Genomic DNA, 24,911 nt, shown 5'->3' on the forward strand with positions numbered 1-24,911 from the left:
GGGGGAACCGCCGCCCGCGCAGGGCGAACCGCACACCGCGAAGGTGAAGGCCGATCAGCTCGCCGCAGGCGAGTTCTCCGGGTGGTGGCAGGCCACCTGGTGACCGCTGGCGAGAACCTCCAGCTTCGGCTCCTGCGTCTTGCAGAGATCCGTCGCCTTCCAGCACCGCGTGTGGAACCGGCAGCCCGACGGCGGCGCGATCGGCGACGGCACGTCGCCGTTCAGCAGGATCCGCTCGCGCTGCTGCCTCCGCTTCGGGTCCGGCACCGGCACCGCGGACAGCAGCGCGTTGGTGTACGGGTGGAACGGCGTGCTGTACAGGTCCTCGCGGTCGGCGACCTCCACGATCTTGCCGAGGTACATCACCGCGATCCGGTCGGAGACGTGGCGGATGACCGACAGGTCGTGCGCGATGATCACGTAGGTGAGGCCGAGCTCGCTCTGCAGGTCGTCGAGGAGGTTGACGACCTGCGCCTGGATCGACACGTCCAGCGCGGAGACCGGCTCGTCGGCGACGACCAGCTTGGGCTTGAGGGCCAGCGCGCGGGCGATGCCGATGCGCTGCCGCTGACCGCCGGAGAACTCGTGCGGGTAGCGGTTGTAGTGCTCGGGGCTCAGGCCCACCAGCTCCAGGAGGTTCTGCACCTCCTTCTTCACGCCACCCTCCGTCTGCACCTTCTGCAGCCGGAACGGCGCACCGACGATCGTGCCGATCGTGTGCCGCGGGTTGAGCGACGAGTACGGGTCCTGGAAGATCATCTGCACGTCGCGCCGCAGCGGACGCATGGCGCCGGTGCTCAGGTGCGTGATGTCCCGGCCCTGGAACTCGACGGTGCCGCCGGTCGGTTCGAGCAGCCGGGTGATCAGCCGGCCCATGGTGGACTTGCCGCAGCCGGACTCGCCGACCACGCCCAGCGTCTCACCCGCCCCGACCTCGAAGTCGATGCCGTCGACCGCCTGCACGGCGCCGACCTGGCGGCGCAGCAGGCCCTGGGTGATCGGGAAGTGCTTCACCAGTCCGGTGACCTTCAGCAGCGGCTCCCGGTCCCGGCTCTCGGGCGCGCCCTTCTCCAGCGAGGTGTTCGCCGACGGTGCAGTCACGGCTTCGTCCTGGCCCTTCACAGCTTCGGTTCGATCTCTTCGGTCCAGATCCGGGACCGCTCGTCGTCCGCCAGATGGCACGCGGCGAAGTGGCCGGGGGCCATCTCGCGCAGCTCGGGCACGAGGGTCTCGGAGGAGCCGCCGGTCAGCGACGCGTACGGGCAGCGCGGGTGGAAGGCGCAGCCGTCCGGCACGTTGATCAGGCTGGGCGGGCTGCCCTTGACCGGGTTGAGGCGGTCGGTGCGCTCGCGGTCCAGGCGCGGCATCGAGCCCAGCAGGCCCCAGGTGTAGGGGTGCTGCGGGTTGGTGAACACCCGCTCGGCACTGCCGCGTTCGATGACCCGGCCGGCGTACATCACCAGCAGGTCGTCGGCGACCTCGGCGACCACGCCGAGGTCGTGGGTGATCATGATGACCGCGGAGCCGAACTCCTTCTGCAGGTCCCGGATCAGGTCCAGGATCTGCGCCTGCACGGTCACGTCGAGCGCGGTGGTCGGCTCGTCCGCGATCAGCAGTTCGGGGTTGTTGACCAGCGACATCGCGATCATCGCGCGCTGCCGCATACCGCCGGAGAACTGGTGCGGGTAGTCGTGGAACCGCTTGCGGGGCTCGGGGATGCCGACCCGGTCGAGCATCTCCACGGCCCGCTCGGCGGCGACCTTCCGCGACACCTTGTGGTGCACCCGGTAGGCCTCGACGATCTGCGCCCCGACCTTGTAGTAGGGGTGCATCGCGGACAGCGGGTCCTGGAAGATCATGGCCATCTTGCGGCCCCGCAGCCGGCGCACCCGGTCGGGGTCGGCCGCCACGAGCTCCTCGCCGTCCAGCCAGACCTCGCCGCTGATCCTGGCCCGCGAGGTGCGGTGCAGGCCCATGATGCCGAGCGAGGTGACGGACTTGCCGGAGCCGGACTCGCCGACGATGCCGAGGGTGCGGCCGCGCTCCAGGTCGAAGCTGAGCCCGTCCACGGACTTCACCAGGCCGTCGTCGGTCTGGAAGTGGATGCGCAGGTCGCGCACGGACAGGTACGCGTCGCCCGCGGGCGCGGCGGCGGCCACCGGCTCGCCGATCGCGCCGGCCGGTTCGCCCGTCGCGGCGGCCGCCGGTTCGTCGGTCGCCTTCTGCGCCGGTACCTGGGCCGCCGGTTCGTCAGCGTCCTTCTTCAGCGCGTCGCTGCTGCTGTTGTCGGTGCTCACGAGTACCTCACGCGGGGGTCGATGGCGGCGTAGAGCAGGTCCACCAGGAGGTTGCAGATGACGATGAAGGCGGCAGCGACCATGGTCACGCCGAGGACCTTCGGCAGGTCGTTGTCCGTCACGGCCTGCACCGCATAGGCACCGATGCCCTGGAACGAGAAGACCTGCTCGGTGATGATCGCGCCGCCGATGAGCAACCCGAAGTCCATACCGAAGATGGTGACGATGGGGGTGAGCGCGGCCCGCAGGCCGTGCTTGCCGACCACGGTGCGCTCCGGAAGTCCCTTGGCGCGCGCGGTGCGGATGTAGTCCTCACCCATGGTCTCCAGCATCCCGGCTCTGGTGAGGCGGGCGTAGAGAGCGGAGTAGAGGAACGCCAGGCTGATCCACGGCAGGATGAGGTTCCAGGCCCATTCGCCGGGATTGCTGGTGAAGCTGTGGTACTGGACGTTGTCCCAGATGACCCACTTGTAGGAGAACAGGCCGAGCAGCAGCATGCCGGTGAAGAAGATCGGCAGCGAGACGCCGGCCAGGGCCACGCCCATGGAGAAGCGGTCGAACAGGGTGCCCCGCTTGAGGGCGGAGACGACGCCGATGGCCACACCGGAGACGACCCAGATCACCGCGGCGCCGATGGCGAGCGAGAACGTGACCGGGATGCGGTCCTTGATCTCGGGCCACACCTCGACGTGGGACTTGAAGGAGTAGCCGAAGCAGGGACGGTGGCAGTACGCGGCGTCGGGGCCGAACTTGTAGTGCGCGCCCATGACGATGGCCTTGATGAAGTGCCAGTACTGCTGGTAGATCGGCAGGTCCAGACCGAGGTTCTTCTTGACCGCCGCGATCGACTCGGGGTTGGCGTCCTTGCCGACGTACTGGGTGGCCAGCTGGGTGGTGGTCTGCCCGCCGAGCTTCGGGACCAGGAAGAAGATCGCGAAGGTGACCGCGCTGACGACCAGCACCAGGACTATCGCGGCGATCACGCGTCGAATGATGTACGCAGTCACAGCGGGTCGGCGCCGGGTCCGCCGGGCCGGGTACCACCCGGCCCGGCGGACGCCGATGCCTTCACCTGCCTTCCGGTGTTCGTGTGCCTTCTGTGCTTACTGGGCTTACTTGGACGAGCCGAGCAGCAGGTAGTCGTACATGCCCAGGTACGCCTGGGTGATCGTGACGTTCGTCGCCGAGTCCGGGCGGTAGAGCAGGTTCTTGCGGTAGATCAGCGGCACCACGGTGGCGGTGTCGACGACCATCTTGTCGATGTCGCCCCACGCCTTGGTGCGGGCCGCGGCGTCGGTGTTGGCGATCGCGGCCGCGAGCGCGGCGTTGATGTTCTTGTCGTTGAGCTCCTGGAGGTTGTTGCCGCCGGACGGCTTGATGGCGCTGCCGTCGACGATCTGGTCCAGGAAGCCGTAGCCGGTCGGCCAGTCGGCGCCCCACGCGGTGAGCATCAGGCCGAGCTGGTGCTGGTGCACGTAGCTCGGGACACCGGCGAAGTTCGAGAAGTACTTGCCGGCCGGGAAGCTCTTGATGTTGGCGGTGATGCCGACCTGCTTGAGCGAGTTCTGGATCGCGGTCGCCTCGGCCATCTCGGCCGGGCGGTCGCTGCGCGCCGTCAGGTTGGTGGTGAAGCCGCCCGGCTTGCCGCACGCGGCCAGCGAGGCCTTGGCCTTGGTGGCGTCGCCCTTGTTGTCCGGCGTCGCGAACTCGTCGAACTTGGTGTAGCCGTTGACGGTCGGCGGGAGCAGCGTGGTGGCCACGTCACCCTTGACCGGGCCGCCGATGGCCGTCTGCACGGAGACCTTGTCGATCGCGTACTCGATCGCCTTGCGGCAGTCGGCGTTGTTGTACGGCGCGACGTTCGGGTTGATCGCCAGGTACGAGGTGGCACCGGCGTACGAGTCGTCGGTGTTCTTCGCGTACTTGGGGCCGATGACCTTGGCCTGGGTCTGCGGGGTCACGCCGGTGCCGCCGGAGTCGACGGTGGTGTTGCCCGCGAGCAGGTTGTTGTCGATCGTGTTCGCGTTGACCTTGAACTTGATCTTGATCTCGTTCGGCAGGGCCTTGCGGATCGGGTCGGTCGCCTGCGACCACTGCGGGTTGCGCACCAGGTCGGCGGAGGCGCCGTCCTGGTAGGAGGCGAACTTGTACGGGCCCGAGGACACGATGTGCTTCACGTACCCGGCGCCGTCGTCCTTCGCCGCCGGCACGGGGGCCGTCTGCGAGAACGTCGCCAGGTAGTCGAAGTCCGCGAAGGGCTTCGCCAGGTGGAAGACGATCGTGGTGTCGTTCGGGGTCTCGATCGACGCGATCCCGTTGGGGTTCTTGTCCTTGTAGGGACCCTTGTACGCGTCACCGCCGGCCAGGTAGGCCTTGAAGTACGTCGGGCCGTTGGACAGGGCCTCGGGCGCGAAGTTGCTGCGCTCGATCCCGTACTTGATGTCCTTGGTGGTGATCGGCGTGCCGTCGTCGTACTTCAGACCGGAACGGATCGTGTACGTCCAGGTCTTGGCGTCCGGGCTGGCCTTGCCGAGGCCGGTGGCCAGGTCGGGGACGACGGTCAGGCCGTCCTTGCCCGCGGCCGGCTTGAAGGTGAGCAGCGTACGCGCGTAGAGGCGCGAGAAGTTCTGCACCCAGCCGTAGTAGGTGTTGCCCGGGTCCAGGGAGTCCGGCACGTCCGAGTTCTCCATGACGACCGTGCCCCCCTTCTGGTCCGAGGCGTTCACGATGCCGGTGAGCGCGGCGTCCTTGGCGGCGGAGGTTCCCTGGCTGCTGGAGCTCTTCTTGCCGTTGTCACTGCTCTTGGAGTCGCTGCTGCACGCGGATGCTCCCAGGGCGAGTGCCGTGGCAAGCGCCAGCGCGGCTGTCGCTTTTCTGCTGTTCATGCCGAGGAAAGCCTCCCGGTTCGACGGTGTGGTGCACGGCCGGACGCGGGGGACCGCGTCCGGCGGGTTGAGAATGCGCGGATGAGAAGTTCGGTTACTTGCTGCGCGGGTCGAGGGCGTCCCGCAGCCCGTCGCCCAGCAGGTTGAAGGCGAGGACGGTGATGAAGATCGCGACGCCCGGAACGACCATGTACTCCGGGTCGGCGTAGAAGAGGTCGATCGCCGAGTTGAGCATGCCGCCCCAGGACGCCTGCGGGGGCGAGATACCGACGCCGAGGAAGCTCAACGCGGCCTCGAAGAGGATGTTGGTCGGGATCAGCAGCGTCGAGTAGACGAGGATCGGGGCGACCAGGTTGGGCAGCAGCTCGCGGAAGAGGATGAACGGGCCGCGGGCGCCCAGGCTGCGCGACGCCTCGACGAACTCGCGCTCCCTCAGGCTCAGCGTCTGGCCGCGCACGATCCGGCCCATGTAGGGCCAGTTGAAGAAGCCGATCACGAAGATCAGCACGCAGATCCGCAGCTTCAGGCCGGCCAGGCCGAACGCGCCGTCCTGCAGCGACGCCGAGATGGAGATGGCGAACAGCAGCAGCGGGAAGGCCAGGAAGATGTCCATCACCCGGCTGATCAGGGAGTCGACCCAGCCGCCGTAGTAGCCGGCGATCAGGCCCATGACCGAGCCGATGATGACCGACAGGAGCGTGGCTCCGGTCGCCACGATCATCGACACCCACGAGCCCTCGATGATGCGGGCGAGCAGGTCGCGGCCGTACTGCGGGTCGACACCGAGCAGGTGATGCATGCTCATCCCGCCCCAGCCGCCCTTGGGGACGGTCGTCGACGGGTCGATCAGGTCCTGGTGGAAGGCGTTCGGGTCGAGGCCGAAGACGCTCTCGATCGGCTTCGCCAGGACGGCGAGCAGCACCAGCAGGATGACCACGACGCCACCGGCCACCGCCACCTTGTCGCGCTTGAAGCGCATCCAGGCGATCTGACCGAGGGAGCGCCCCTCGATCGTCTTGCGACCGGCCCCGGCGAGGATGGCCTCCGGCTGTGCCGCGGCCTGTGCCTGGGTGGTCTCTATAGGTGCGGTCATGGTGAAGCTGACCCCTCTCGCCGGCGGGTAACCGGCGCGCGCCCGCCGCTGTAGCGGCTTTACTCATTGGTCGTGCTGCGGTGCGAAGTTCAGGATTCGGGGACGTTTCTGAAAACGTGCAGTGTCGCTTTGGGTCCCCGTTGCGCTGGATTCTTCTGTGCGTCGGCGATCACCCGCCAGACCTCACCCAGAAGGGATGCGCAACTGTGATGTGGTGATTCTTAGTCCGTTACCCGCCCCTACCACGCGGTACGGTCGGCGGGTGGACGAGCGGCTGCGCGCGGTGTGCGACCTGATGATGCCCCAGGCCAGGGAGATGGCGGGCCTGCACGAGTACGACGGCAGGGTGCAGGACCTGTCCCCGTCGGGGGTGGCGGCCTCGCTCGCCAGGCTGGAGAGCGCCCGGCGGTCCGCGGGACCGCGGCGCGACGCCCACGACGAGGCCCATCTGGCGGTCTTCGAGGAGGCGATGCGGGTCCGGTTCGCCGAGCTCGAACTGCACCGCAGGGACCCGTATCCGCATCTGTCGAATCTCGAACTCGCCTGCTACGACCGCGAGTACGGCTCGCGCAAGGAGCGGGCGGGGGCCCGCAGGAAGCATCTGGCGCAGTGGCCGGAGGCGATCCAGGCGTCACTGGAGTCACTCGACCAGGTGAGCGCGCCGGTCGCCGAGGCGCTGCTGGGCACCGCCTACGGGCTGGCCGTCGGACTGGAGGCGGGGCACGGCCGGGAGGAGGAGCAGGCGCTGCGGGCGCACGCCCGGCTGGTGGCCCGGCTGGAGGACGCGGCCCGGCACGGCGATCCCGACCCGCGCATGGGCGGCCGCGCCCTCGCGGCCCTGATGGGGTCGCAGGAGGGGATGGCGGTCGATCTGGGGGCGCTGGCCGAGGAGGCCGACCGGGAACGGGCCCGGCTGACCGGACTGCTGGAGGACGCCTGTGCGGAGCTGGACCCGCGGCGCCCCGTCGACGAGCTGATCCCGGGGCTGCTGGCCGACCACCCGGACGCCGACGAGGTCATCGCGGAGGCGGCCCGGCTCACCGACGAGGTCATCGACTTCACCCGCGACCGGCGGCTGGCGCCCTTCCTGGACGGCGAGTGCCTGGTCGGCCCGGCGCCGGCGTCCCGCCGCTGGTCGATGGCGATGATGAGCTGGGCGGCGCCGGCCGAGAAGTCGTCGGTGCCGTCATGGTTCCACGTCACCCCGCCCGAGCCGGAGTGGCCGCGCGAGGAGCGCGAGGAGTGGCTGTCCGTCTTCAGCCGCACCAGCCTGCCGTCGATCACCGTGCACGAGGTGGCGCCCGGCCACTTCGCGCACGGCCGCGCGCTGCGCCGGGTCTCCGGGCCGGTGCGCCGGGTGCTGCACAGCCTGGCGTTCGCCGAGGGCTGGGCGCACTACGTGGAGGAGGTCTGCCTGGAGGAGGGCTTCCGGTCGCGCGACCCGCGGTTCGCGATCGGGGTGGCCCTGGAGGCCCTGGTCCGGGTGACGCGGCTGACCTGTGCGATCGGGCTGCACACCGGCGCGATGACCCTGGAGGAGGCGACCGGCCGGTTCATGCGGGACGCGCACCTGGCGCGGGCCAGCGCGGTGGCGGAGGCCCGGCGCGGGACCTTCGACGCCGGCTACGGGCGGTACACCTGGGGCAAGTTGGAGATCATGCGGCTGCGGGAGCGGGCCCGGCGCCGGTGGGGCCGGGAGTTCGGCCTGCCGCGCTTCCACGCCGCCCTGCTGTCCCTGGGCAGCCCGCCGCTGGGGCTGCTGGCCGACGCGCTGGACCTGCGGGACTGAACGGGCCTCAGCGCGCGGGTCCCCAGGCGGGCCCGGCGGCGTACGCGTCGCGGTCGAAGAACGCGGAGGCGTGGACCCGCATCCACAGCGCCACCGGGTCGTAGGCGTCGCCCATGGCCACCGTGGAGACGGCGAGCCCGTCGGGCACGCCGCCGACCGCCTGCTGCATCATCATCCGCACGCCCTCCACGGCCTGCGGCACACCGTCGTAGACCTCGACGCCGATCGCCAGGTACGGCTCGCCGAGCGCCGGCTGCACCCAGGCGCGGCGCAGCGCGCGGACGGCCGGGGTGCGGTGCGCGGCCTGCGCCAGCAGCGCGTAGAACTGCGGGACCTGGAGGGTCGGTTCGGCGATCTGCAGCGGCCCGGCCGGCAGCACGTCCAGGCCGACGGCGATCCGCCGCAGGTCCGGCCACGGCACGCCGACGCCGCCGCCCCCGGTGTGCGGGTTCAGCCACAGGCCGCAGCGGTCGGGGTAGAGCGTCAGCGCCACGTCCCGCCCGGAGACGACCTCGTGGTCCCGGCCCCAGCCGCTGGCGGCCAGTTCGCGCGGCGAGGTGAAGCACGGCGCGTAGGCGTGCCCGCCGACCTCCATGCTGCCGTACTGCGCGTCCGGCGAGCCGGGCATGCCGTGCCACAGCAGCATCCACACCTGGCCCCCGGCCAGTGACGCGAGCAGGTTCTCGTATGCGTCGAAGCGGCCGGGGGCCACCTGGAGCAGCATCTGCTCCACATGGCCGGCCGCCGCAGCGCCGCCTTGCGCGCCCGCGATCACGTGGGACCGCCCCTTCTCCTCGTCCGTTCCCGCCATCAAATCAGGTCGAGTGTTCCCGGTGGAACGCTCGACGACTCAAGCGGCGCTGTCTATATGTCCGCTGAACAACGCATACACACGGCCGCCGGGCCGTGCTCCGGGCAGGTCAGCCGCGGGTGAAGAAGGGCCGGACGGCCTCCAGCATCCAGTCCGCGACCGGGTCCTGGGCCACGTCCAGCAGGATCAGGTGGACCGGCATCGGCAGCGGGGCGGCGCCCAGCGCGCGCCCGAGCGCGTCCATCGCCGCGGCCCGGTCGGGCTCGTGCCAGGCGTCGAGCTCCACTCCGACGAAGAGCGCAGGCGGCTCGTCCTCGACCGCGGCCACCGCCCGGCGGGCGGTGAGCACCACGGGCGTCACGGCGAACTCGGAGGCCGCGGCGGCGAGGAAGTCCACCGGCTCGTCCTCGTGGCCGGGCTCCCACAGCCGGACCCGGCCGCCGGACGCGGCGTCCTGGACGCCGCGGTCGGGCCGGCACAGCTCGGCGACCGCGGCGGGCGGCAGCGGCACACCGACGGCGCCGCCGGGGTTGACGGCGATCCCGACCGTCGGCGGCAGCCCGCGGGCGAACTCGTGGACCGGTGCGACCGTGCAGGACATGCCGTCGGCCGCCTGCCGGAACTGCTGCTCGGAGCTGAAGACCGGAACGTAGGTGGCGCCGCCGAGTTCGACCGTGGGCAGGTCGAGGTCGGCCGCGCCGGGGTGGCCGCCGTTGGGCAGCGGAACCCAGACCTGGGAGCGGCCGAGGACCTCCAGCAGTCGCGCTCCGGCGGCGGGGTTGCCGACGCTGGCGGTGAGGACCTCTTCCAGCTCGTTGGCCGGCCATATGTACGGTGCCGGATTCTCCATGTCGTCGCCGTCCGCCCTCGTCCGCCCTCGTGTGCCCTGGTCCGGCCCGGTCCGCGCCGGTGCGGCGAAGTCCGCCGTGGTGCCGTGGGGGCACTGACCTGCTGCCCGGGAAAATCTTAGGGCCTGGCGCGGACAGCGGGCCCGGGGGCGGGCACCCGCGACACGGGCGTGCAATGATGTCTGGCACAACTTGCATACCGGCCGTTCGAGGCCGCGCGGGAGAGTTCCGACCCTGTCCGGGCCGGGCGCCGAAGGAGCAAGTCCTCCCTTGAATCTCTCAGGCACAGATACCGCGCGGGCGAGGCAGATCTGAAAAGCGGAGGGGCCGCAGGGCTCCTCTCACCCAAGGTGCAAGCCGCGGGCCCGCGTCGGGTTCACGGTGAACCTCTCAGGTTCCGATGACAGATGGGGAGGCCGCTGTGGCCTCGTCCGTTTCCTGTCCCGGTACCTCCGTCCCGTTCACCGTCCTCACCTGGGAGCCCGTTTCCGATGAGCGAATCCCCGAGCCAGCCCGCGCAGCGCCGTACCGCGCTGGACGCCCTGCACCGCACGCTCGGCGCCACCATGACCGACTTCGCCGGCTGGGACATGCCGCTGCGGTACGCCAGCGAGCGCGAGGAGCACCAGGCGGTGCGCACCCGCGCCGGCCTGTTCGACCTGTCCCACATGGGCGAGATCACCGTGACCGGCCCGCAGGCCGGTGAGGTGCTGGACTACGCGCTGGTCGGCCACCTGTCGGCGCTGGCCGTGGGCCGGGCCCGCTACACGATGATCTGCGCGGCCGACGGCGGGATCGTGGACGACCTGATCGTCTACCGGCTCGGCGACCAGGAGTTCATGGTCGTCGCCAACGCCTCCAACGCGCAGGTCGTGCTCGACGCGGTGACCGGGCGCGCGGCCCGCTTCGACGCGGCGGTCCGCGACGACCGGGACGCGTACGCGCTGCTCGCCGTCCAGGGGCCGGAGTCCCCCGGCATCCTGAAGTCGCTGACCGACGCCGACCTGGACGGGCTGAAGTACTACGCCGGCCTGCCCGGCACGGTCGCCGGGGTGCCGGCCCTGATCGCCCGCACCGGCTACACCGGCGAGGACGGCTTCGAGCTGTTCGTGGCGCCGGCCGACGCCGAGCGGCTGTGGCAGGCGCTGACCGGGGCCGGGGCGGACAAGGGCCTGGTGCCGTGCGGCCTGTCCTGCCGGGACACGCTGCGCCTGGAGGCCGGGATGCCGCTGTACGGCCACGAGCTGACCACGGCGCTGACGCCGTTCGACGCCGGCCTCGGCCGGGTGGTGAAGTTCGACAAGCCCGGCGACTTCGTCGGCCGCGAGGCGCTGACCGCCGCCGCGGAGAAGGCCGCGGCGACCCCGCCGCGCAAGCTCGTCGGCCTGGTGGCCCAGGGCCGCCGGGTGCCGCGCGCGGGCTACCCGGTCACCGACGCCTCGGGCGCGGTCGTCGGCGAGGTCACCTCGGGCGCCCCCTCCCCCACGCTCGGCGTGCCGATCGCCATGGCCTACGTGGACGCGGCGCTCGCCGCGCCCGGTTCGGCCGGGGTCGCGGTGGACATCCGCGGCGCCCAGGAGCCGCACGAGGTCGTGGCCCTGCCGTTCTACAAGCGCGAGCGCTGAAACTCCTCTTACGTCACCGTCCTCGCGCCGCGCGCGAGCACTGCCAACCATCCGGGAGAATTCCGACATGAGCATCAACCCTGAGCAGCTGCGCTACAGCAAGGAGCACGAGTGGCTCTCCGCCCCCGAGGCCGGGGTCGCCACCGTGGGCATCACGTCGCACGCCGCGGACGCGCTCGGCGACGTCGTGTTCGTCCAGCTCCCCGAGGTGGGCGCGACCGTCTCCGCGGGCGAGACCTGCGGCGAGCTGGAGTCCACCAAGTCGGTCAGCGACCTGTACTCGCCGGTGTCCGGTGAGGTCACGGAGGTCAACCAGGACGTCGTCGACGACCCGTCCCTGGTCAACTCGGCCCCGTTCGAGGGTGGCTGGCTGTTCAAGGTGCGGGAGTCCGCGGAGGGGGCGGATCTGCTGACCGCCGCCGAGTACGACGCGTTCATCGCGGGCTGAGGGCGCCGTCATGTCGCTGCTGAACCAGTCCCTGCACGAGTTCGACCCGGACGTGGCGGTCGCGGTCGACGCCGAGCTGCACCGCCAGCAGTCCACGCTGGAGATGATCGCGTCGGAGAACTTCGCTCCGGTCGCGGTCCTCGAGGCCCAGGGCTCGGTGCTGACCAACAAGTACGCCGAGGGCTACCCGGGCCGCCGGTACTACGGCGGCTGCGAGAACGTCGACGTCATCGAGCAGATGGCGATCGACCGGGTCAAGGCGCTGTTCGGCGCCGAGGCGGCGAACGTCCAGCCGCACTCGGGCGCCCAGGCCAACGCCGCCGCGATGTTCGCGCTGCTCAAGCCGGGTGACACCATCCTGGGCCTGGACCTGGCGAACGGCGGGCACCTCACCCACGGCATGAAGATCAACTTCTCCGGCAAGCTCTACAAGGTCGCCGCGTACCACGTGGACGAGACCGGCCGGGTGGACATGGCCGAGGTGGAGAAGCTCGCCAAGGAGCACCGTCCGCAGCTGATCATCGCCGGCTGGTCGGCGTACCCGCGGCAGCTGGACTTCGCCGAGTTCCGGCGGATCGCCGACGAGGTCGGCGCGTACCTGATGGTCGACATGGCGCACTTCGCGGGCCTGGTGGCGGCCGGACTGCACCCCAACCCGGTGCCGCACGCGGACGTGGTCACCACCACGACGCACAAGACGCTGGGCGGGCCGCGCGGCGGTGTGATCCTCTCGAAGGCGGAGCTGGCCAAGAAGATCAACTCCGCGGTCTTCCCTGGTCAGCAGGGTGGCCCGCTGGAGCACGTGATCGCCGCGAAGGCGGTGGCGTTCAAGGCCGCGGCGACGGACGAGTTCAAGGACCGCCAGTCCCGTACGCTGGAGGGCGCGAAGATCCTCGCCGACCGGCTGTCCCAGCCGGACATGGCCGAGGTGGGCGTGTCGGTGCTGTCCGGCGGCACGGACGTGCACCTCGTGCTGGTCGATCTGCGCGACTCGGCGCTCGACGGCCAGCAGGCCGAGGACCGGCTGCACGAGGTCGGCATCACCGTCAACCGCAACGCGATCCCGAACGACCCGCGGCCCCCGATGGTCACCTCGGGTCTGCGGATCGGCACCCCCGCGCTGGCCACCCGCGGCTTCGGCCCGGACGACTTCCGCGAGGTCGCCGAGGTCATCGCGCTGGCGCTGAAGCCCGTGTACGACGCGACGGTCCTGCGGGAGCGGGTCACCGTGCTGGCCGCGAAGTACCCGCTGTACGCGTAAGTCCCCGAACGGGGGTGTGCCGTGCCCGGCGCACCCCCGGACCCGGGGGGACAACGGCGTCCCCCCGCCAGACAGGAGTCCCCAAACCATGGCAATCTCGGTCTTCGACCTGTTCTCGGTGGGCATAGGCCCGTCGAGCTCGCACACCGTGGGCCCGATGCGGGCCGCCGGCATCTTCGCCCACCGGTTGAAGAACGAGGGCCTGCTCGCGCACACCCGGGCGGTCCGCGCCGAGCTGTTCGGCTCGCTGGGGGCCACCGGGCACGGCCACGGCACGCCCAAGGCCGTCCTGCTGGGCCTGGCCGGGCACTCGCCGCGCACGGTGAACGTGGAGACCGCCGACGACGAGGTCGCGGCGGTCCACGCGAGCCGGCGGCTGAGCATCCTGGGCGCCCACGAGATCGACTTCGACCCGGCCACCCAGCTGGTGCTGCACCGCCGCAGGTCGCTGCCGTACCACGCCAACGGCATGACGCTCGCCGCCTACGACGAGGCCGGCGCCGTGCTGCTGGAGAAGACCTACTACTCGGTCGGCGGCGGCTTCGTGGTGGACGAGGACGCGGTCGGCGAGGACCGGATCAAGCTGGACGACACGGTGCTGCGGCACCCGTTCCGCACCGGTGACGAGCTGCTGCGGATCTCCCGGGAGACCGGTCTGTCGATCTCCGCGCTCATGCTGGAGAACGAGAAGGCCTGGCGTTCCGAGGCGGAGATCCGCGCCGGCCTGCTGGAGATCTGGCAGGTGATGCAGGCGTGCGTGTCGCGCGGGATGTCCCGCGAGGGCATCCTGCCCGGCGGCCTGAAGGTGCGCCGCAGGGCCGCCCAGTCCGCCCGCCAGCTGCGCGCCGAGGGCGACCCGGCGACGCACGCGATGGAGTGGGTCACGCTCTACGCGATGGCGGTCAACGAGGAGAACGCGGCCGGCGGCCGGGTGGTGACCGCCCCGACGAACGGCGCGGCCGGGATCATCCCCGCGGTGCTGCACTACTACCTGAACTTCGTCGCGCCGAAGAACGCCCCGGCCGAGGAGCAGGAGGACGCGATCGTCCGCTTCCTGCTCGCGGCGGGCGCCATCGGCATGCTCTTCAAGGAGAACGCCTCGATCTCCGGCGCCGAGGTCGGCTGCCAGGGCGAGGTGGGCTCCGCCTGCTCCATGGCCGCGGGCGGCCTCGCCGAGGTGCTGGGCGGCTCCTCCGAGCAGGTGGAGAACGCCGCCGAGATCGGCATGGAGCACAACCTGGGCCTGACCTGCGACCCGGTCGGCGGCCTGGTCCAGATCCCGTGCATCGAGCGCAACGGCATGGCCGCGGTCAAGGCGGTCACGGCCGCCCGCATGGCCATGCGCGGCGACGGCCGGCACCACGTCTCCCTGGACAAGGTCATCAAGACCATGAAGGAGACCGGCGCCGACATGAAGATCAAGTACAAGGAGACCGCCCGCGGCGGCCTCGCGGTCAACGTCATCGAGTGCTGACCCCGGCCCCCGCCGGCCGGTGGGGAGGGCGGGTCAGAGGGTGGTGAGGATGCGGGGGCCGTCGGCGGTGACGGCGACGGTGTGCTCGATGTGGGCGGCGCGCGAGCCGTCGCTGGTGAACAGGGTCCAGCCGTCGGGGCCGGTGCGGTAGGTGTCGCGGCCACCGGACATCAGCATCGGCTCGATCGCCAGGGTCAGGCCGTGCCGCAGGGGGAAGCCGCGCCCGGGACGGCCCCGGTTGGGCACGTGCGGGTCCTCGTGCATGCGGCGGCCGATCCCGTGGCCGCCGAAGTCCGCGGGCATCCCGCAGGCCGCGCGGCGGGCGACGCGGCCCACCGCGTGCGCGATGTCGCCGATGCGGTTGCCGACGGTGGCCGCGGCGATCCCGTCCTCGAGGGCCTGCTGGGTCGCCGCGATCAGCCGCACGTCCTCGGGGCGGGGCGTGCCGACGGTGAAGCTGATCGCCGCGTCGCCGGTCCATCCGTCCAGTTCGGCGCCGCAGTCGATGCTCACGAGGTCGCCGTCGCGCAGGCGGTAGTCGTCCGGGATGCCGTGCACCAGCGCGTCGTTGACGGACGCGCAGATGACGGCGGGGAAGGGGGTCGGCGCGAAGGAGGGGCGGTAGCCGAGGAACGGCGAGGTCGCGCCGGCCCCGGTGAGCACCGTGCGGGCGACGCCGTCCAGCTCGCGCAGCGACACGCCGACGGCGGCGGCGTCACGGACGGCGGCCAGTGCGCGGGCGACGACGCGGCCGGCCTCGCGCATCGCATCCAGCGACGCGTCGCTCTTGATCTCCACCATGGTCCTGCCTCGCACTCCCCTGTCGCCCAATTCTTATACCGGTATTAGTATCACGGTCATGGTGAGGACTCCACTGACCCCGGAAGAGCACGAGCGCGGCGAGCGGCTGGGCGCGATCCTGCGGGAGGCGCGCGGTGACCGCACGATGGCGGAGGTGGCCTTCGCGGCGGGCGTCTCCGCGGAGACGCTCCGCAAGATCGAGACGGGGCGGGCCCCGACCCCCGCGTTCTTCACCGTCGTGGCGCTGGCCGCGGCGCTCGGCCTCTCCACCGACGCGATCGCCTCCGCGGCGGCAGCCGCACCCCTCCGGGAACCCCTCTCCGCGTAGCCCCTCCGGGGCGGCCCCCGCCACCGGCCGCGCCCGCGCCCGCTTGTCGCGTGCGCCGCAGAGGGATGCGGCTTGTCCCGGGTTCGCCCCGCGCGAGCAAACGGCACCCCCCGAGGGGCGCGGGTCCCCCGGGGTACCCCCGTGCGGGCGAACGGGCCGCGCCATCGCGCCATGGGCCCAGGTCGGTGCGATCCAGCCGTCGGCAGGACAAATTGCGCCCAGATTTAACCTGAGACCTCCTTCTGCGCCCCGGTCTACGCGCGTATCTTGAGCCCGATCACCCGTCCAGCACACGGATGTGACGCCGCGTCATGTCAGAGTGCCGTTCGCACGAAGGAGAACCCGTCCGGTGTCGCACCCCTCTCAGGCCACGCCCTCCCAGCCCGCGAGACCGCGCTCCGCGCGTCCCGCCGGCTCCTCGTTCCGCCGGCGCATGCTGCCGATCGGCATAGCCGGCGCCGTCGTCCTGGCCGGCGTGACCGTCCACTCCGCGTTCGCGACGCCGTCCGCGGACGGCCTGATCGCCGAGGTCTACGGCGGCGGGGGCAACTCCGGAGCCACGTACACCAACGACTTCGTGGAGCTGGCCAACGCCGGCGCCGCGCCGCTGGACATGAGCGGCTTCTCGGTGCAGTACCTGCCGGGCACCCCGACCGCCACGTCCAAGTGGCAGGTCACCACGCTCACCGGCGCGCTGGCCGGCGGCGGCCGCTACCTGGTCGGCGAGGCCGCCGGCACCGGCGGCACCACGCCGCTGCCGACGCCGGACGCGACCGGCACCCTCGCGATGTCCGGCACCAGCGGCACCATCGCGCTGGTGACCGGCGCCGACCCGCTTGCCTGCCTGACCGCCGCGGACTGCGCGGCCGACCCCCGCGTCAAGGACCTCGTCGGCTACGGCACGGCCGTGGTGCACGAGGGCAGCGGCCCGGCCGCGGGCGCGAGCAACACCAACTCGGTCACCCGGGGCGCCGCGCTCACCGACACCGACGACAACGCCGCCGACTTCACCGCCGGCGCGCCCACCCCGCAGAACTCCGGCGGCACCGCGACCACCCCGCCCACCACTCCCCCGACGACGCCGCCGACCAGCCCGCCCCCGGTCACCGCCCGGATCCACGACATCCAGGGCGACACCCGGGTCTCCCCGCTGGACGGCAAGCAGGTCGGCGGCGTCACCGGCATCGTCACCGGGGTCCGCGCCTACGGCTCGTCCAAGGGCTTCTGGATGCAGGACCCGGACGCCGACGCCAACCCCCGTACCAGCGAGGGCATCTTCGTCTACACCGGCGCCAACCCGACCGTGGCGGTCGGCGACGCGGTGTCGGTGGCGGCGACCGTCTCGCAGTACTACCCGGGCGGGGCGACCGCCGGCGGCCAGGCGGTCACCGAGCTGACCAAGCCCACGGTCACCACGGTCTCCAGCGGCAACCCGCTCCCCGCGCCCGTGGTGCTCAACGCCTCCTCGGTGCCGGACGCCTTCGTGCCGAGCGCCGGCGGCGGCAGCATCGAGAACGTGCCGCTGCGGCCCTCGGACTTCGCGCTGGACCTGTACGCGTCCCTCGAGGGCATGAACGTGCAGATCTCCGACACGCGGGTGGTCGGCGCCACCGACCCGTACTCCGAGATGTGGGTGACGGTCAAGCCGGACCAGAACCCGACCAAGCGCGGCGGCACCCTGTACACGGGCTACGACCAGCCCAACTCCGGCCGCCTGATGGTGCAGTCGCTGATCCCGACGGCCGACCAGGCGTTCCCGGTGGCGAACGTCGGCGACACGCTGTCCGGCACCACCTCCGGCCCGCTGGACTACAACCAGTTCGCCGGCACGTACGCGGTGCAGGCGCGCACCCTGGGCACCGTCAAGAGCGGTGGCATCAAGCCCGAGGTGACCGCGAAGGCGTCGTCCGACGAGGCGACCGTGGCCACGTACAACGTGGAGAACCTGGCGCCGGACAACGCGCAGACGAAGTTCGACCGGCTGGCACAGGGCCTGGTGACCAACCTGCGCTCGCCCGACGTCGTGGCCCTGGAGGAGATCCAGGACAACTCCGGTGCCACCGACGACGGCACGGTGGCCGCGGACAAGACGCTGGACAAGCTGGTCGGCGCGATCGTGGCGGCGGGCGGCCCCCGCTACCAGTGGCGGGAGATCGACCCCGTCAACGACAAGGACGGCGGCCAGCCCGGCGGCAACATCCGCCAGGCGTTCCTGTTCAACCCCGACCGGGTGTCCTTCACCGACCGGGCCGGCGGCGACTCGACGACCGCGGTCGGCATCACCGGCACCGGCGCCGACACCGCGCTGACCGCCTCCCCCGGCCGGATCGCGCCGGCCGACCCGGCGTGGAACGACAGCCGCAAGCCGCTGGCGGGCGAGTTCACCTTCCGCGGCAAGAAGCTGTTCGTGATCGCGAACCACTTCGACAGCAAGGGCGGCGACCAGGGCATCGACAGCCGCTTCCAGCCGCCGGTGCGCAGTTCCGAGGTGCAGCGGGTGCGGCAGGCGGTCATCGAGCACGACTTCCTGCAGCAGCTGGAGCAGGCGGACCCGAAGGCCGACGTGGTGGTCCTGGGCGACCTCAACGACTACCAGTTCTCGCCGGCGGTGCTCAGCCTGACGGGCAACGGCTCGGTCCTCACGGATCTGGTCAACACCCTGCCGGTCAGGGAGCGTTACTCCTACGTCTACGAGGGCAACTCGCAGGTGCTCGACCACATCCTGGTCAGCCCGGCGGTGCGCCGCGCCGACTACGACGTGGTGCACATCAACTCCGAGTTCGCCGACCAGACGAGCGACCACGACCCGCAGGTGGTGCGGATCAAGCCGTGATCCGGGGGCGGTGATCCGCCCTCAGCGCGGCCGAACTCCCCTGGGGCGGGCTGGACTTCGTGTCCGGCCCGCCCCACGCCGTGTCAGACGGCCAGCAGGAGCTTGCCGACCGCGTGGCCGCCCTCGCTCACCCGCTGCGCCTCCGCGGCCTCGGCCAGGGGGAACACCCGGTACACGGGCAGCACCAGCTTTCCGGCCGCCAGCAGGTCCAGCGCCTCGGCGAACGCGGGACCGCCGCGGTACTCGTCGGCGCCGCCGGAGGTGAACCGCACGCCGTGCTCGGCGGCGCCCGGCGCGTCGGCGATGGTGACGACCCGGTCGGTGCCGCCGGTCAGCTCGATGGACGCCTCGACGGCGCCGCCCCGCCCGGCGGCGTCCAGCGCCGCGTCGATGCCCTTGGGGGCGGCCGCGCGCACCCGGTCGACGAGCCCGTCGCCGTAGGTCACCGGGATCGCGCCGAGGGCCCGCAGGTGCGCGTGGTTGGCCTCGCTCGCGGTGCCGACGACCGTCAGCCCGCGGGCCACCGCGAGCTGCACGGCGACGCCGCCGACCGCACCGGCGGCCGCGTGGATCAGCACGGTCTCGCCGGGCTGCAGGCGCAGCATCTCCAGCGCGCGGTACGCGGTCTCGTCCGCGACCGGCAGCGCGGCGGCCTGCTCCCAGCTGACGCTGTCGGGCTTGTGGACGACCCGGGAGGCGTCGGCGAGCGCCAGTTCGGCGTAGGAGCCGGTGACGGTCTGGCCGAACACCGGGTCGCCGACGGAGAACCCCTGGACACCCTGGCCGAGCGCCTCGATCACCCCGGACGCCTCGACGCCGGGGACGTGCGGGAGGGTGACGGGGAAGACCTGGTTCATCAGGCCCGCCCTGATCTTGTGGTCCAGGGCGTTGACGCCGGCCACCCGGACGGCGATCCGCACCTGGCCGGGGCCGGGCATCGGGATCTGGGTCTCCTGCATGTGCAGGACGTCAGGGGAGCCGAACTCGGCGAAGGCGATGGCCTTGGGCATGGGTTCACGGTCCTTACGGCGGTGGGTTCGATGGATCGGTACCAGGTCGCGGCCGCGGGTCGCGGCCCGTGGAGCGCGGCGGGCCGCGGTGCGGTCGCGAGGTCCAGCATGTCCGGGCGGGCCCGGGCACCCGGCCCGTCCTTCGGCCGGTTCCGCCTGGCCGTCGGGACAGTCCGCACGTCCCATCCTCGCCGTACCGTGGACGCCATGCAGACCGAAGCGTGGAGCACCCCGCAGGACGCGCTGGACCGCACGCTCCAGGTCCTCGGGGCACCGCTGTCGGAGACGATGGCGCGGTTGTCCGAGGTGCTGGCCCCGCTCGTGCCGCACGCGGCGGTGGCCCGGCTGAGCGGCGTGTGCGCGTTCACGCCGGCGCAGTCCGCGGGGGACGGGGAGGTCGCCGGGCGGATCAGCGCGGCGGAGCTGGGCGGGCTGGCCGGGCAGGTGCCGATCGGCCGTCCGTGGCAGGGCGGCGCCCGGATGGCGGGCGTGCTGCGGCCGGTGCTGGCGGTGTCGTCGGCGCCGGAGGGGGTCGAGGCGGCGCCCGGCGGCACCGGGACCCTGCTGGTGGTGGTGCGCGACGGGGCGTCGCCGGAACCGGTGCCCGACGACGTCGCGCGGATCGTGCAGCGACTGTGGGACCTGGTCACCGCGCACACCGCCCGGCGCACCGCGGAGGCCGACCCGGGCCAGGCGGCCAGTACGCGGGCGGCCGCCGGGGCGCGGGCGCGGGTGATCGCGGAGCTGACCGACGCGCACTCCAGCGCGCTCACCTCGGTCCTGGGCACGCTGCGGGCGAGGGCGCTGGACGACGCGACCGCCCGGCGGGCGGCCGCGGACCTGGCGGTGGCGGCGCTGGCGCGGCTGCGGGCGGGCGCGGACCTGGACCGCGAGCTGACCGAGGAGCCGGCGGACGCGGCCTTCGCGCGGCTGGCCGACGAGCTGCGGCCGCTGCTGCGGCACAGTCCGGTGGAACTGGACCTGCGCGGGCCCGGTTCGCGCCGCTCGCTGCCCGTCACGCCGGCGCACGGTGCCCGGACGGCGGTGCGCGCCGCCGTGCTGGCCATGCTCGAACAGGGCGACGCGCTACGCCGGTTGCACGTCAGCTGGCAGGTCGGGGACGACGAGCTGCGGGCCGTGGTGCGCGACGACGGCCCGGGCCTGCTCGCCGCGGAGGCGCTGGCCGGGCACCGGATCGCCGAGCGCCTCGCCGCGGTCGACGGCAGGCTGCTGGTGGACGCGCTGCCGGGCTGGGGCACGACGGTCACCGTGACGCTGCCGCTGCGGGCGCCCGACGTGCCCGCGGCGCGCCAGGACCCGCTGGACGCCCTGCATCCGCGCGAGCGGGAGGTGCTGGGCGAGCTGGCGCTCGGGCGCCGCAACCGCGAGATCGCCCGGACCCTGCACATCAGCGAGTCCACGGTGAAGTTCCATGTCGCGAACATCCTGGCCAAGCTCGGTGCGGGCTCCCGCGGGGAGGCCGCCGCGCTGGCCCACCGGGCCGGCCTGGTGCCCGCTCCCGCCGTGCCCGCCCCGGCCGTGCGTGCGGTGACCGGGTAGCCGGCGGACGGCGGCGGCGCCCGGGGCGAAGACGACGTAGCGCAGGAGCAGGAAGCGGGCCAGGCCCGCGAGCCCCGAGGCGGTGAGGTAGACGCCCTGCCGCAAGAGCGCGCCGCCGCCCGGGCGGACGCCGTCGTAGGCGAGCAGGGCGCCGGTGGTGAACAGGTACGACATCAGCACGGTCAGCCCGCTCGCCGCGTGGTCGCGCCAGCTCGCCCCGCCGCGGCCGAAGGTGAACCGTCCGTGCAGTTCGGTGGCCAGCACGGTGGAGGCCACGGTGAGCACGGCGTTGGCCAGGGCGAGGGGCACCCGGTCGCCGACCAGGAGCAGCGCGGCGGAGGCGAGCACGGTGACCCCGCCGCCGCAGACCACGAAGCGGACGAAGGACAGCAGCGCGGGCAGGGCGGGCCGCGGCGCCGCGGGGGCGGCTGGAGGAGCCGCCGGGACCGCGGCGTGGGCGGCGGCCGGCGCGCTGCCTGCGGTGGGTGTCATCGGGGCTCTCCTCGGGGTTCTGGGCGTGTCCCCGACTCTGGCGCACCCAACTCCCCCGGCCCATCCGGTCTTTCCCCGATCCGGGGTGGGGGCTACCCCCACCCCTCCTCAGGGGTGCCGATCAGGGCGAGTCTTCACGGATCTTTCACATGAGAGGTACATGAGGAAACTTAGCCGCTATTTACAAGGCGAGTGGCCCATGTCACCCTCACATTGCACAGACCCATGTCCATTTTATTAATAAATGCCACGATTCGCAGATTTGCCCCAACCCCCCCTTCTGTGCGAGAGTCGTGACAACGGCCCCCCGGACCCGGGCTCAGCCGTTCCACAAGCGCCGCGGACACACCCCCCCTGCTCCGCGGCGAACCGAAGAGGCCCTCCCGCTGTCACCCCCCCCCGACGCGGAGGGCCTCTTCTCGTGCTCTTACGGGGTCCCGCCCGACTACCGTTCCGGGACGCGCAGTTCGAACCAGGTGGTCTTGCCGCGCGGCTGGAGGTCCACGCCCCAGCGGTCGGAGAGGGTGTCGACGAGGAAGAGGCCGCGGCCGCTGGTGTCCATCTCGCGCACCGGCAGCAGGCAGGGCAGCGCCCGCGAGGGGTCCCGCACCTCGATCCGGATCCAGCCCCGCCGGCGCTGCATCCGGAGGCCGAACGTCCGGGCGCCGGTGTGCCGCACGGCGTTGCCGACGAGTTCGGAGACGAGCAGTTCGACGGTGTCGGCGTGGACCGCCAGTCCCCACAGCCTGATCACGGACAGTGCCAGCCGGCGGGCGGTGGACGCGGACTCCGGACGCGACGTCAGATGCACCTCGCGGGCCGACGGGTCACCCAGAAGGTCCAGCACCCCGGCCGCGGGGTCGTCCGCGACGAGCGGGGCAACGGCCGCCGCGGGTTCCGCCCGCTGCGGCTGCTCAGAACCGCCCCGGGCCGCCATGCCTTTCATGATGGCCGCAACCGGCAGGTTCCGGGGGGTAACCCCGGGAATTCATACCCCCGGAACGGGGGGAGCCGGGGCCGATCCGGGCATATGCGCGCGGCATACAACACCCCGGAACGACCCCGCCGACCTGCGGAGTCGTCCTCGCGGTCCGGCGGGCGGGCGGCGAGGACCGCACAACTCCTTAAGGTCTGCTTAAGGTTGCCTTAAGGGTGACCGTCGACCCTGCGTGACGTCCCGTCCGCCCTCCGCGGGCGGCGGGACGCCCACCCTCCGGGCGCTCAGGCGAAGGTCGCCTTGCCCGGTCCGTCCTCGACGAAGCTGCGCATCCCGGTCTCCCGGTCCTGGGTCGCGAACAGGCCGGCGAACAGGGTGCGTTCGATGGCGAGCCCGGTGTCCAGGCCGGCGTCCAGCCCGGAGTCCACCGCCTCCTTCGCGGCCCGCAGCGCGTAGGCCGGGCCGCGGGCCAGCCGCCCGGCCCAGGCGCGCGCCTGCGCGTACACCTCGCCCGCGGGCACCACCTTGTCGACCAGGCCGAGGGTCAGCGCCTCGTCGGCGGTGACCGTCCGCCCGGTGAAGATCAGGTCCTTGGCGCGCGACGGGCCGATCAGCCGGGACAGTCGCTGGGTGCCGCCGGCGCCCGGGATCAGGCCGAGCAGGATCTCCGGCTGCCCGAGCTTGGCGTTGTCGGCGGCGATCCGGTAGTCGGCGCACAGCGCCAGCTCGCAACCGCCGCCCAGCGCGTACCCGGTGACCGCGGCGACGACCGGCTTGGGGACGCGGGCCACCGCCGTGAACGCGTCCTGCAGGCCGCGCGACCGGTCGACCATGTCCTGGTAGGACATGGCCTGCATCTCCTTGATGTCCGCGCCGGCCGCGAAGACCTTCTCGCCGCCCCACACCACGACGGCCCGCACGTCGGAACGGCGGCCGGCCTCCTCGGCGAGCTCCTTCAGCCGGTCCTGCATCGCGCTGTCCAGCGCGTTCATCGGCGGCCGCTCCAGCCGGAGGGTGCCGACGCCTTCGTCGACTTCGAGGGTCACAGTCATGGTCGGGAGCGTACGCGACCGCGATCAGGACGCCAGCCACTGGCTCCAGGTGAGGTTCCAGCCGTTCAGGCCGTTGTACCACTGCACCGTGGTGTCCTTGGAGTTGACGACCTTGACGACGTCGCCGACCAGCGAGTTGGCGTAGAACCAGGCGGCCGGCGTGCCGGGGTCGCCGGCGCCCTGGACGTCCTGCAGGCCGACGCAGCCGTGGCTGGTGTTGCTGCTGCCGAACACCGAGGGCGCGGCCCAGTAGTTGCCGTGGATGAAGGTCCCCGAGTTGGTGAGCCGCATCGCGTGCGGCACGTCGGGGATGTCGTACTCCCCGCCGAAGCCGACGGTGTCGCCGTTCATCCGGGTCCTGACGTACTTCTCGGAGATCACCATCGCGCCGTTGTACGTGGTGTGGTCGGGGGCACCGGAGGAGATCGGGACGGTCCTGATCGCCGCGCCGTCCCGGTAGACGGTCATGGTGTGCTTCGCCGCGTCGACCACGCTGATCTGGCGGCGGGCGACGGTGAAGCTCACGGTCTTGTGCTGCTTGCCGTAGACGCCGGGGGCGCCCTCGACGCCGTTGAGGTTCAGCGCGAGCGTGACCTTGGTGCCGGCCGCCCAGTAGTCCGCGGGCCGGATGTAGAGGTCCTGGTCGCCGTTCCACTTCGCGGCCACGGGCACCGACGGGGTGGCGGTGACCGTCAGGCCGTGCGCGACCGCCTTCTTGTTGCTGATCGGGCGGTTGAAGTGGAGGTAGACCTCCATGCCGACGCCGACGGTCGAGCCGTCCTCGGGCGTGAAGAACCCGACGAAGGTGTCCCTGGGCACGACCGTGGTGAACGACGCGTGCTTGTCGGACTCGCGGCCCGCCGCGTCCTTGGCCACGGCGTCGACGGTGTACTGCGTGGACGTGTCCAGGTGGTCGTCGGGGTTCCAGCCCGAGCCGTCCGCGGTGATCGTGCCCGGCACGGGAGTGCCCTTGTCGTCCTTGACCACGACCGAGGAGAGCCGGCCGCCGGACGCGGCGACCTTCAGCGTGCCGGTCGTCGGCACGTCCGTGGCGCCGTCCCGGGGCAGGATCGACACGACCGCGGTCGACACCGCGGCGCTCGGCGCACCGGTGCCGCCCGCACCGCCCTTGCTGTCGGCCTTCCCTGCGTCGTCCGGCCCGCAGGCCGTCGCCAGGACCAGCAGGGCACCGAGGACCAGCGCCGCCGCGCTCCTCCGGACGCCCGACGGCACACCCTTCGGCTCCACTTTCTCCGCTCCCTGATTCCCCGCGCGCACGGCTGCCGTGCGCGGAACACCTGGACTCCCGCTGATAGAGAACCACACGGGTATCCCGTCCCGACCCGGGGTTCGTCACCGTTTCGTCC

Annotated in this window: 20 protein-coding genes and 1 riboswitch; of the genes, 8 read left to right on the forward strand and 12 right to left on the reverse strand. The window is 72.1% G+C overall.

All coding sequences use genetic code 11. The features are described from left to right. Positions 1 to 54: 54 nt before the first annotated feature. From BMW99_RS30100 to BMW99_RS30120, 5 genes are all read right to left on the reverse strand, one after another. Positions 55 to 1,101 (reverse strand): ABC transporter ATP-binding protein, encoded by a 1,047-nt coding sequence (locus tag BMW99_RS30100; RefSeq protein WP_407640337.1) that lies wholly within the window; start codon positions 1,099 to 1,101, stop codon positions 55 to 57. Between the two features lie 17 nt (positions 1,102 to 1,118). Then, entirely contained in the window at positions 1,119 to 2,171 is a 1,053-nt protein-coding gene (locus tag BMW99_RS30105; RefSeq protein ID WP_069461792.1) for an ABC transporter ATP-binding protein, read from the reverse strand. Between the two features lie 122 nt (positions 2,172 to 2,293). Then, a complete protein-coding gene (locus tag BMW99_RS30110) occupies positions 2,294 to 3,304 on the reverse strand; it encodes an ABC transporter permease (protein ID WP_069461791.1) in 1,011 nt (336 codons plus the stop codon). Between the two features lie 105 nt (positions 3,305 to 3,409). Beyond that, positions 3,410 to 5,182 (reverse strand): ABC transporter substrate-binding protein, encoded by a 1,773-nt coding sequence (locus tag BMW99_RS30115; RefSeq protein ID WP_069461790.1) that lies wholly within the window; start codon positions 5,180 to 5,182, stop codon positions 3,410 to 3,412. A gap of 94 nt (positions 5,183 to 5,276) precedes the next feature. Continuing rightward, positions 5,277 to 6,275 carry an ABC transporter permease gene (locus BMW99_RS30120; protein ID WP_069461789.1) on the reverse strand — a complete coding sequence of 333 codons (999 nt, stop codon included), beginning with the start codon at positions 6,273 to 6,275 and terminating at the stop codon, positions 5,277 to 5,279. A 262-nt stretch (positions 6,276 to 6,537) separates the two neighbouring features. Here BMW99_RS30120 and BMW99_RS30125 point away from each other — a divergent pair, with 262 nt between their 5' ends. Then, positions 6,538 to 8,064 (forward strand): DUF885 family protein, encoded by a 1,527-nt coding sequence (locus BMW99_RS30125; protein WP_069461788.1) that lies wholly within the window; start codon positions 6,538 to 6,540, stop codon positions 8,062 to 8,064. Between the two features lie 7 nt (positions 8,065 to 8,071). Here BMW99_RS30125 and BMW99_RS30130 read toward each other — a convergent pair whose 3' ends face one another. Together BMW99_RS30130 and BMW99_RS30135 are read right to left on the reverse strand one after the other, a co-directional pair. Beyond that, on the reverse strand, positions 8,072 to 8,875 hold the full coding sequence (locus BMW99_RS30130; protein WP_079176235.1) for an enhanced serine sensitivity protein SseB C-terminal domain-containing protein: 804 nt from the start codon (positions 8,873 to 8,875) through the stop codon (positions 8,072 to 8,074). Positions 8,876 to 8,984: 109 nt separating this feature from the next. Next, complete coding sequence (locus BMW99_RS30135; protein ID WP_069466401.1) at positions 8,985 to 9,725, reverse strand: enhanced serine sensitivity protein SseB; 741 nt, start codon at positions 9,723 to 9,725, stop codon at positions 8,985 to 8,987. A 206-nt stretch (positions 9,726 to 9,931) separates the two neighbouring features. Further along, positions 9,932 to 10,028, forward strand: a riboswitch (glycine riboswitch). A gap of 186 nt (positions 10,029 to 10,214) precedes the next feature. On the opposite strand from BMW99_RS30135, the gene gcvT reads away from it, so the two are divergent. The 4 genes from gcvT to BMW99_RS30155 all read left to right on the forward strand — a co-directional run bounded on the left by gcvT (position 10,215) and on the right by BMW99_RS30155 (position 14,531). Next, positions 10,215 to 11,348 carry a glycine cleavage system aminomethyltransferase GcvT gene (gene gcvT, locus BMW99_RS30140; RefSeq protein WP_075017923.1) on the forward strand — a complete coding sequence of 378 codons (1,134 nt, stop codon included), beginning with the start codon at positions 10,215 to 10,217 and terminating at the stop codon, positions 11,346 to 11,348. A gap of 67 nt (positions 11,349 to 11,415) precedes the next feature. Further along, positions 11,416 to 11,796, forward strand: a complete 381-nt coding sequence (gcvH, locus tag BMW99_RS30145; RefSeq protein ID WP_069464045.1) for a glycine cleavage system protein GcvH — start codon at positions 11,416 to 11,418, stop codon at positions 11,794 to 11,796. A 10-nt stretch (positions 11,797 to 11,806) separates the two neighbouring features. Further along, positions 11,807 to 13,057, forward strand: a complete 1,251-nt coding sequence (gene glyA, locus BMW99_RS30150; protein ID WP_069464046.1) for a serine hydroxymethyltransferase — start codon at positions 11,807 to 11,809, stop codon at positions 13,055 to 13,057. An 88-nt stretch (positions 13,058 to 13,145) separates the two neighbouring features. After that, on the forward strand, positions 13,146 to 14,531 hold the full coding sequence (locus BMW99_RS30155; RefSeq protein WP_069464047.1) for an L-serine ammonia-lyase: 1,386 nt from the start codon (positions 13,146 to 13,148) through the stop codon (positions 14,529 to 14,531). Between the two features lie 33 nt (positions 14,532 to 14,564). Here BMW99_RS30155 and map read toward each other — a convergent pair whose 3' ends face one another. After that, positions 14,565 to 15,332, reverse strand: a complete 768-nt coding sequence (map, locus tag BMW99_RS30160; protein ID WP_069464048.1) for a type I methionyl aminopeptidase — start codon at positions 15,330 to 15,332, stop codon at positions 14,565 to 14,567. 58 nt (positions 15,333 to 15,390) lie between these two features. Here map and BMW99_RS30165 point away from each other — a divergent pair, with 58 nt between their 5' ends. Both BMW99_RS30165 and BMW99_RS30170 read left to right on the forward strand, forming a co-directional pair. Further along, entirely contained in the window at positions 15,391 to 15,660 is a 270-nt protein-coding gene (locus BMW99_RS30165; RefSeq protein WP_069464049.1) for a helix-turn-helix domain-containing protein, read from the forward strand. A 433-nt stretch (positions 15,661 to 16,093) separates the two neighbouring features. Then, positions 16,094 to 18,493, forward strand: a complete 2,400-nt coding sequence (locus BMW99_RS30170) for an endonuclease/exonuclease/phosphatase family protein (RefSeq protein ID WP_075017931.1) — start codon at positions 16,094 to 16,096, stop codon at positions 18,491 to 18,493. Between the two features lie 83 nt (positions 18,494 to 18,576). Here BMW99_RS30170 and BMW99_RS30175 read toward each other — a convergent pair whose 3' ends face one another. Next, positions 18,577 to 19,503, reverse strand: a complete 927-nt coding sequence (locus BMW99_RS30175; RefSeq protein ID WP_069467479.1) for an NADP-dependent oxidoreductase — start codon at positions 19,501 to 19,503, stop codon at positions 18,577 to 18,579. Between the two features lie 207 nt (positions 19,504 to 19,710). On the opposite strand from BMW99_RS30175, the gene BMW99_RS42960 reads away from it, so the two are divergent. Beyond that, entirely contained in the window at positions 19,711 to 21,063 is a 1,353-nt protein-coding gene (locus BMW99_RS42960; protein WP_069467480.1) for a helix-turn-helix transcriptional regulator, read from the forward strand. Positions 21,064 to 22,000: 937 nt separating this feature from the next. Here BMW99_RS42960 and BMW99_RS30185 read toward each other — a convergent pair. The 3 genes from BMW99_RS30185 to BMW99_RS30195 all read right to left on the reverse strand — a co-directional run bounded on the left by BMW99_RS30185 (position 22,001) and on the right by BMW99_RS30195 (position 24,792). Next, positions 22,001 to 22,492, reverse strand: coding sequence for an ATP-binding protein (locus BMW99_RS30185; RefSeq protein WP_069461989.1), 492 nt, complete (start codon positions 22,490 to 22,492; stop codon positions 22,001 to 22,003). Positions 22,493 to 22,776: 284 nt separating this feature from the next. Next, complete coding sequence (locus tag BMW99_RS30190) at positions 22,777 to 23,544, reverse strand: enoyl-CoA hydratase/isomerase family protein (RefSeq protein WP_069461988.1); 768 nt, start codon at positions 23,542 to 23,544, stop codon at positions 22,777 to 22,779. Between the two features lie 24 nt (positions 23,545 to 23,568). Then, positions 23,569 to 24,792 carry a L,D-transpeptidase gene (locus BMW99_RS30195; RefSeq protein WP_245791683.1) on the reverse strand — a complete coding sequence of 408 codons (1,224 nt, stop codon included), beginning with the start codon at positions 24,790 to 24,792 and terminating at the stop codon, positions 23,569 to 23,571. Positions 24,793 to 24,911: the final 119 nt, after the last annotated feature.

It is taken from the genome of Actinacidiphila rubida (assembly GCF_900110255.1).
Classification (GTDB): domain Bacteria; phylum Actinomycetota; class Actinomycetes; order Streptomycetales; family Streptomycetaceae; genus Actinacidiphila; species Actinacidiphila rubida.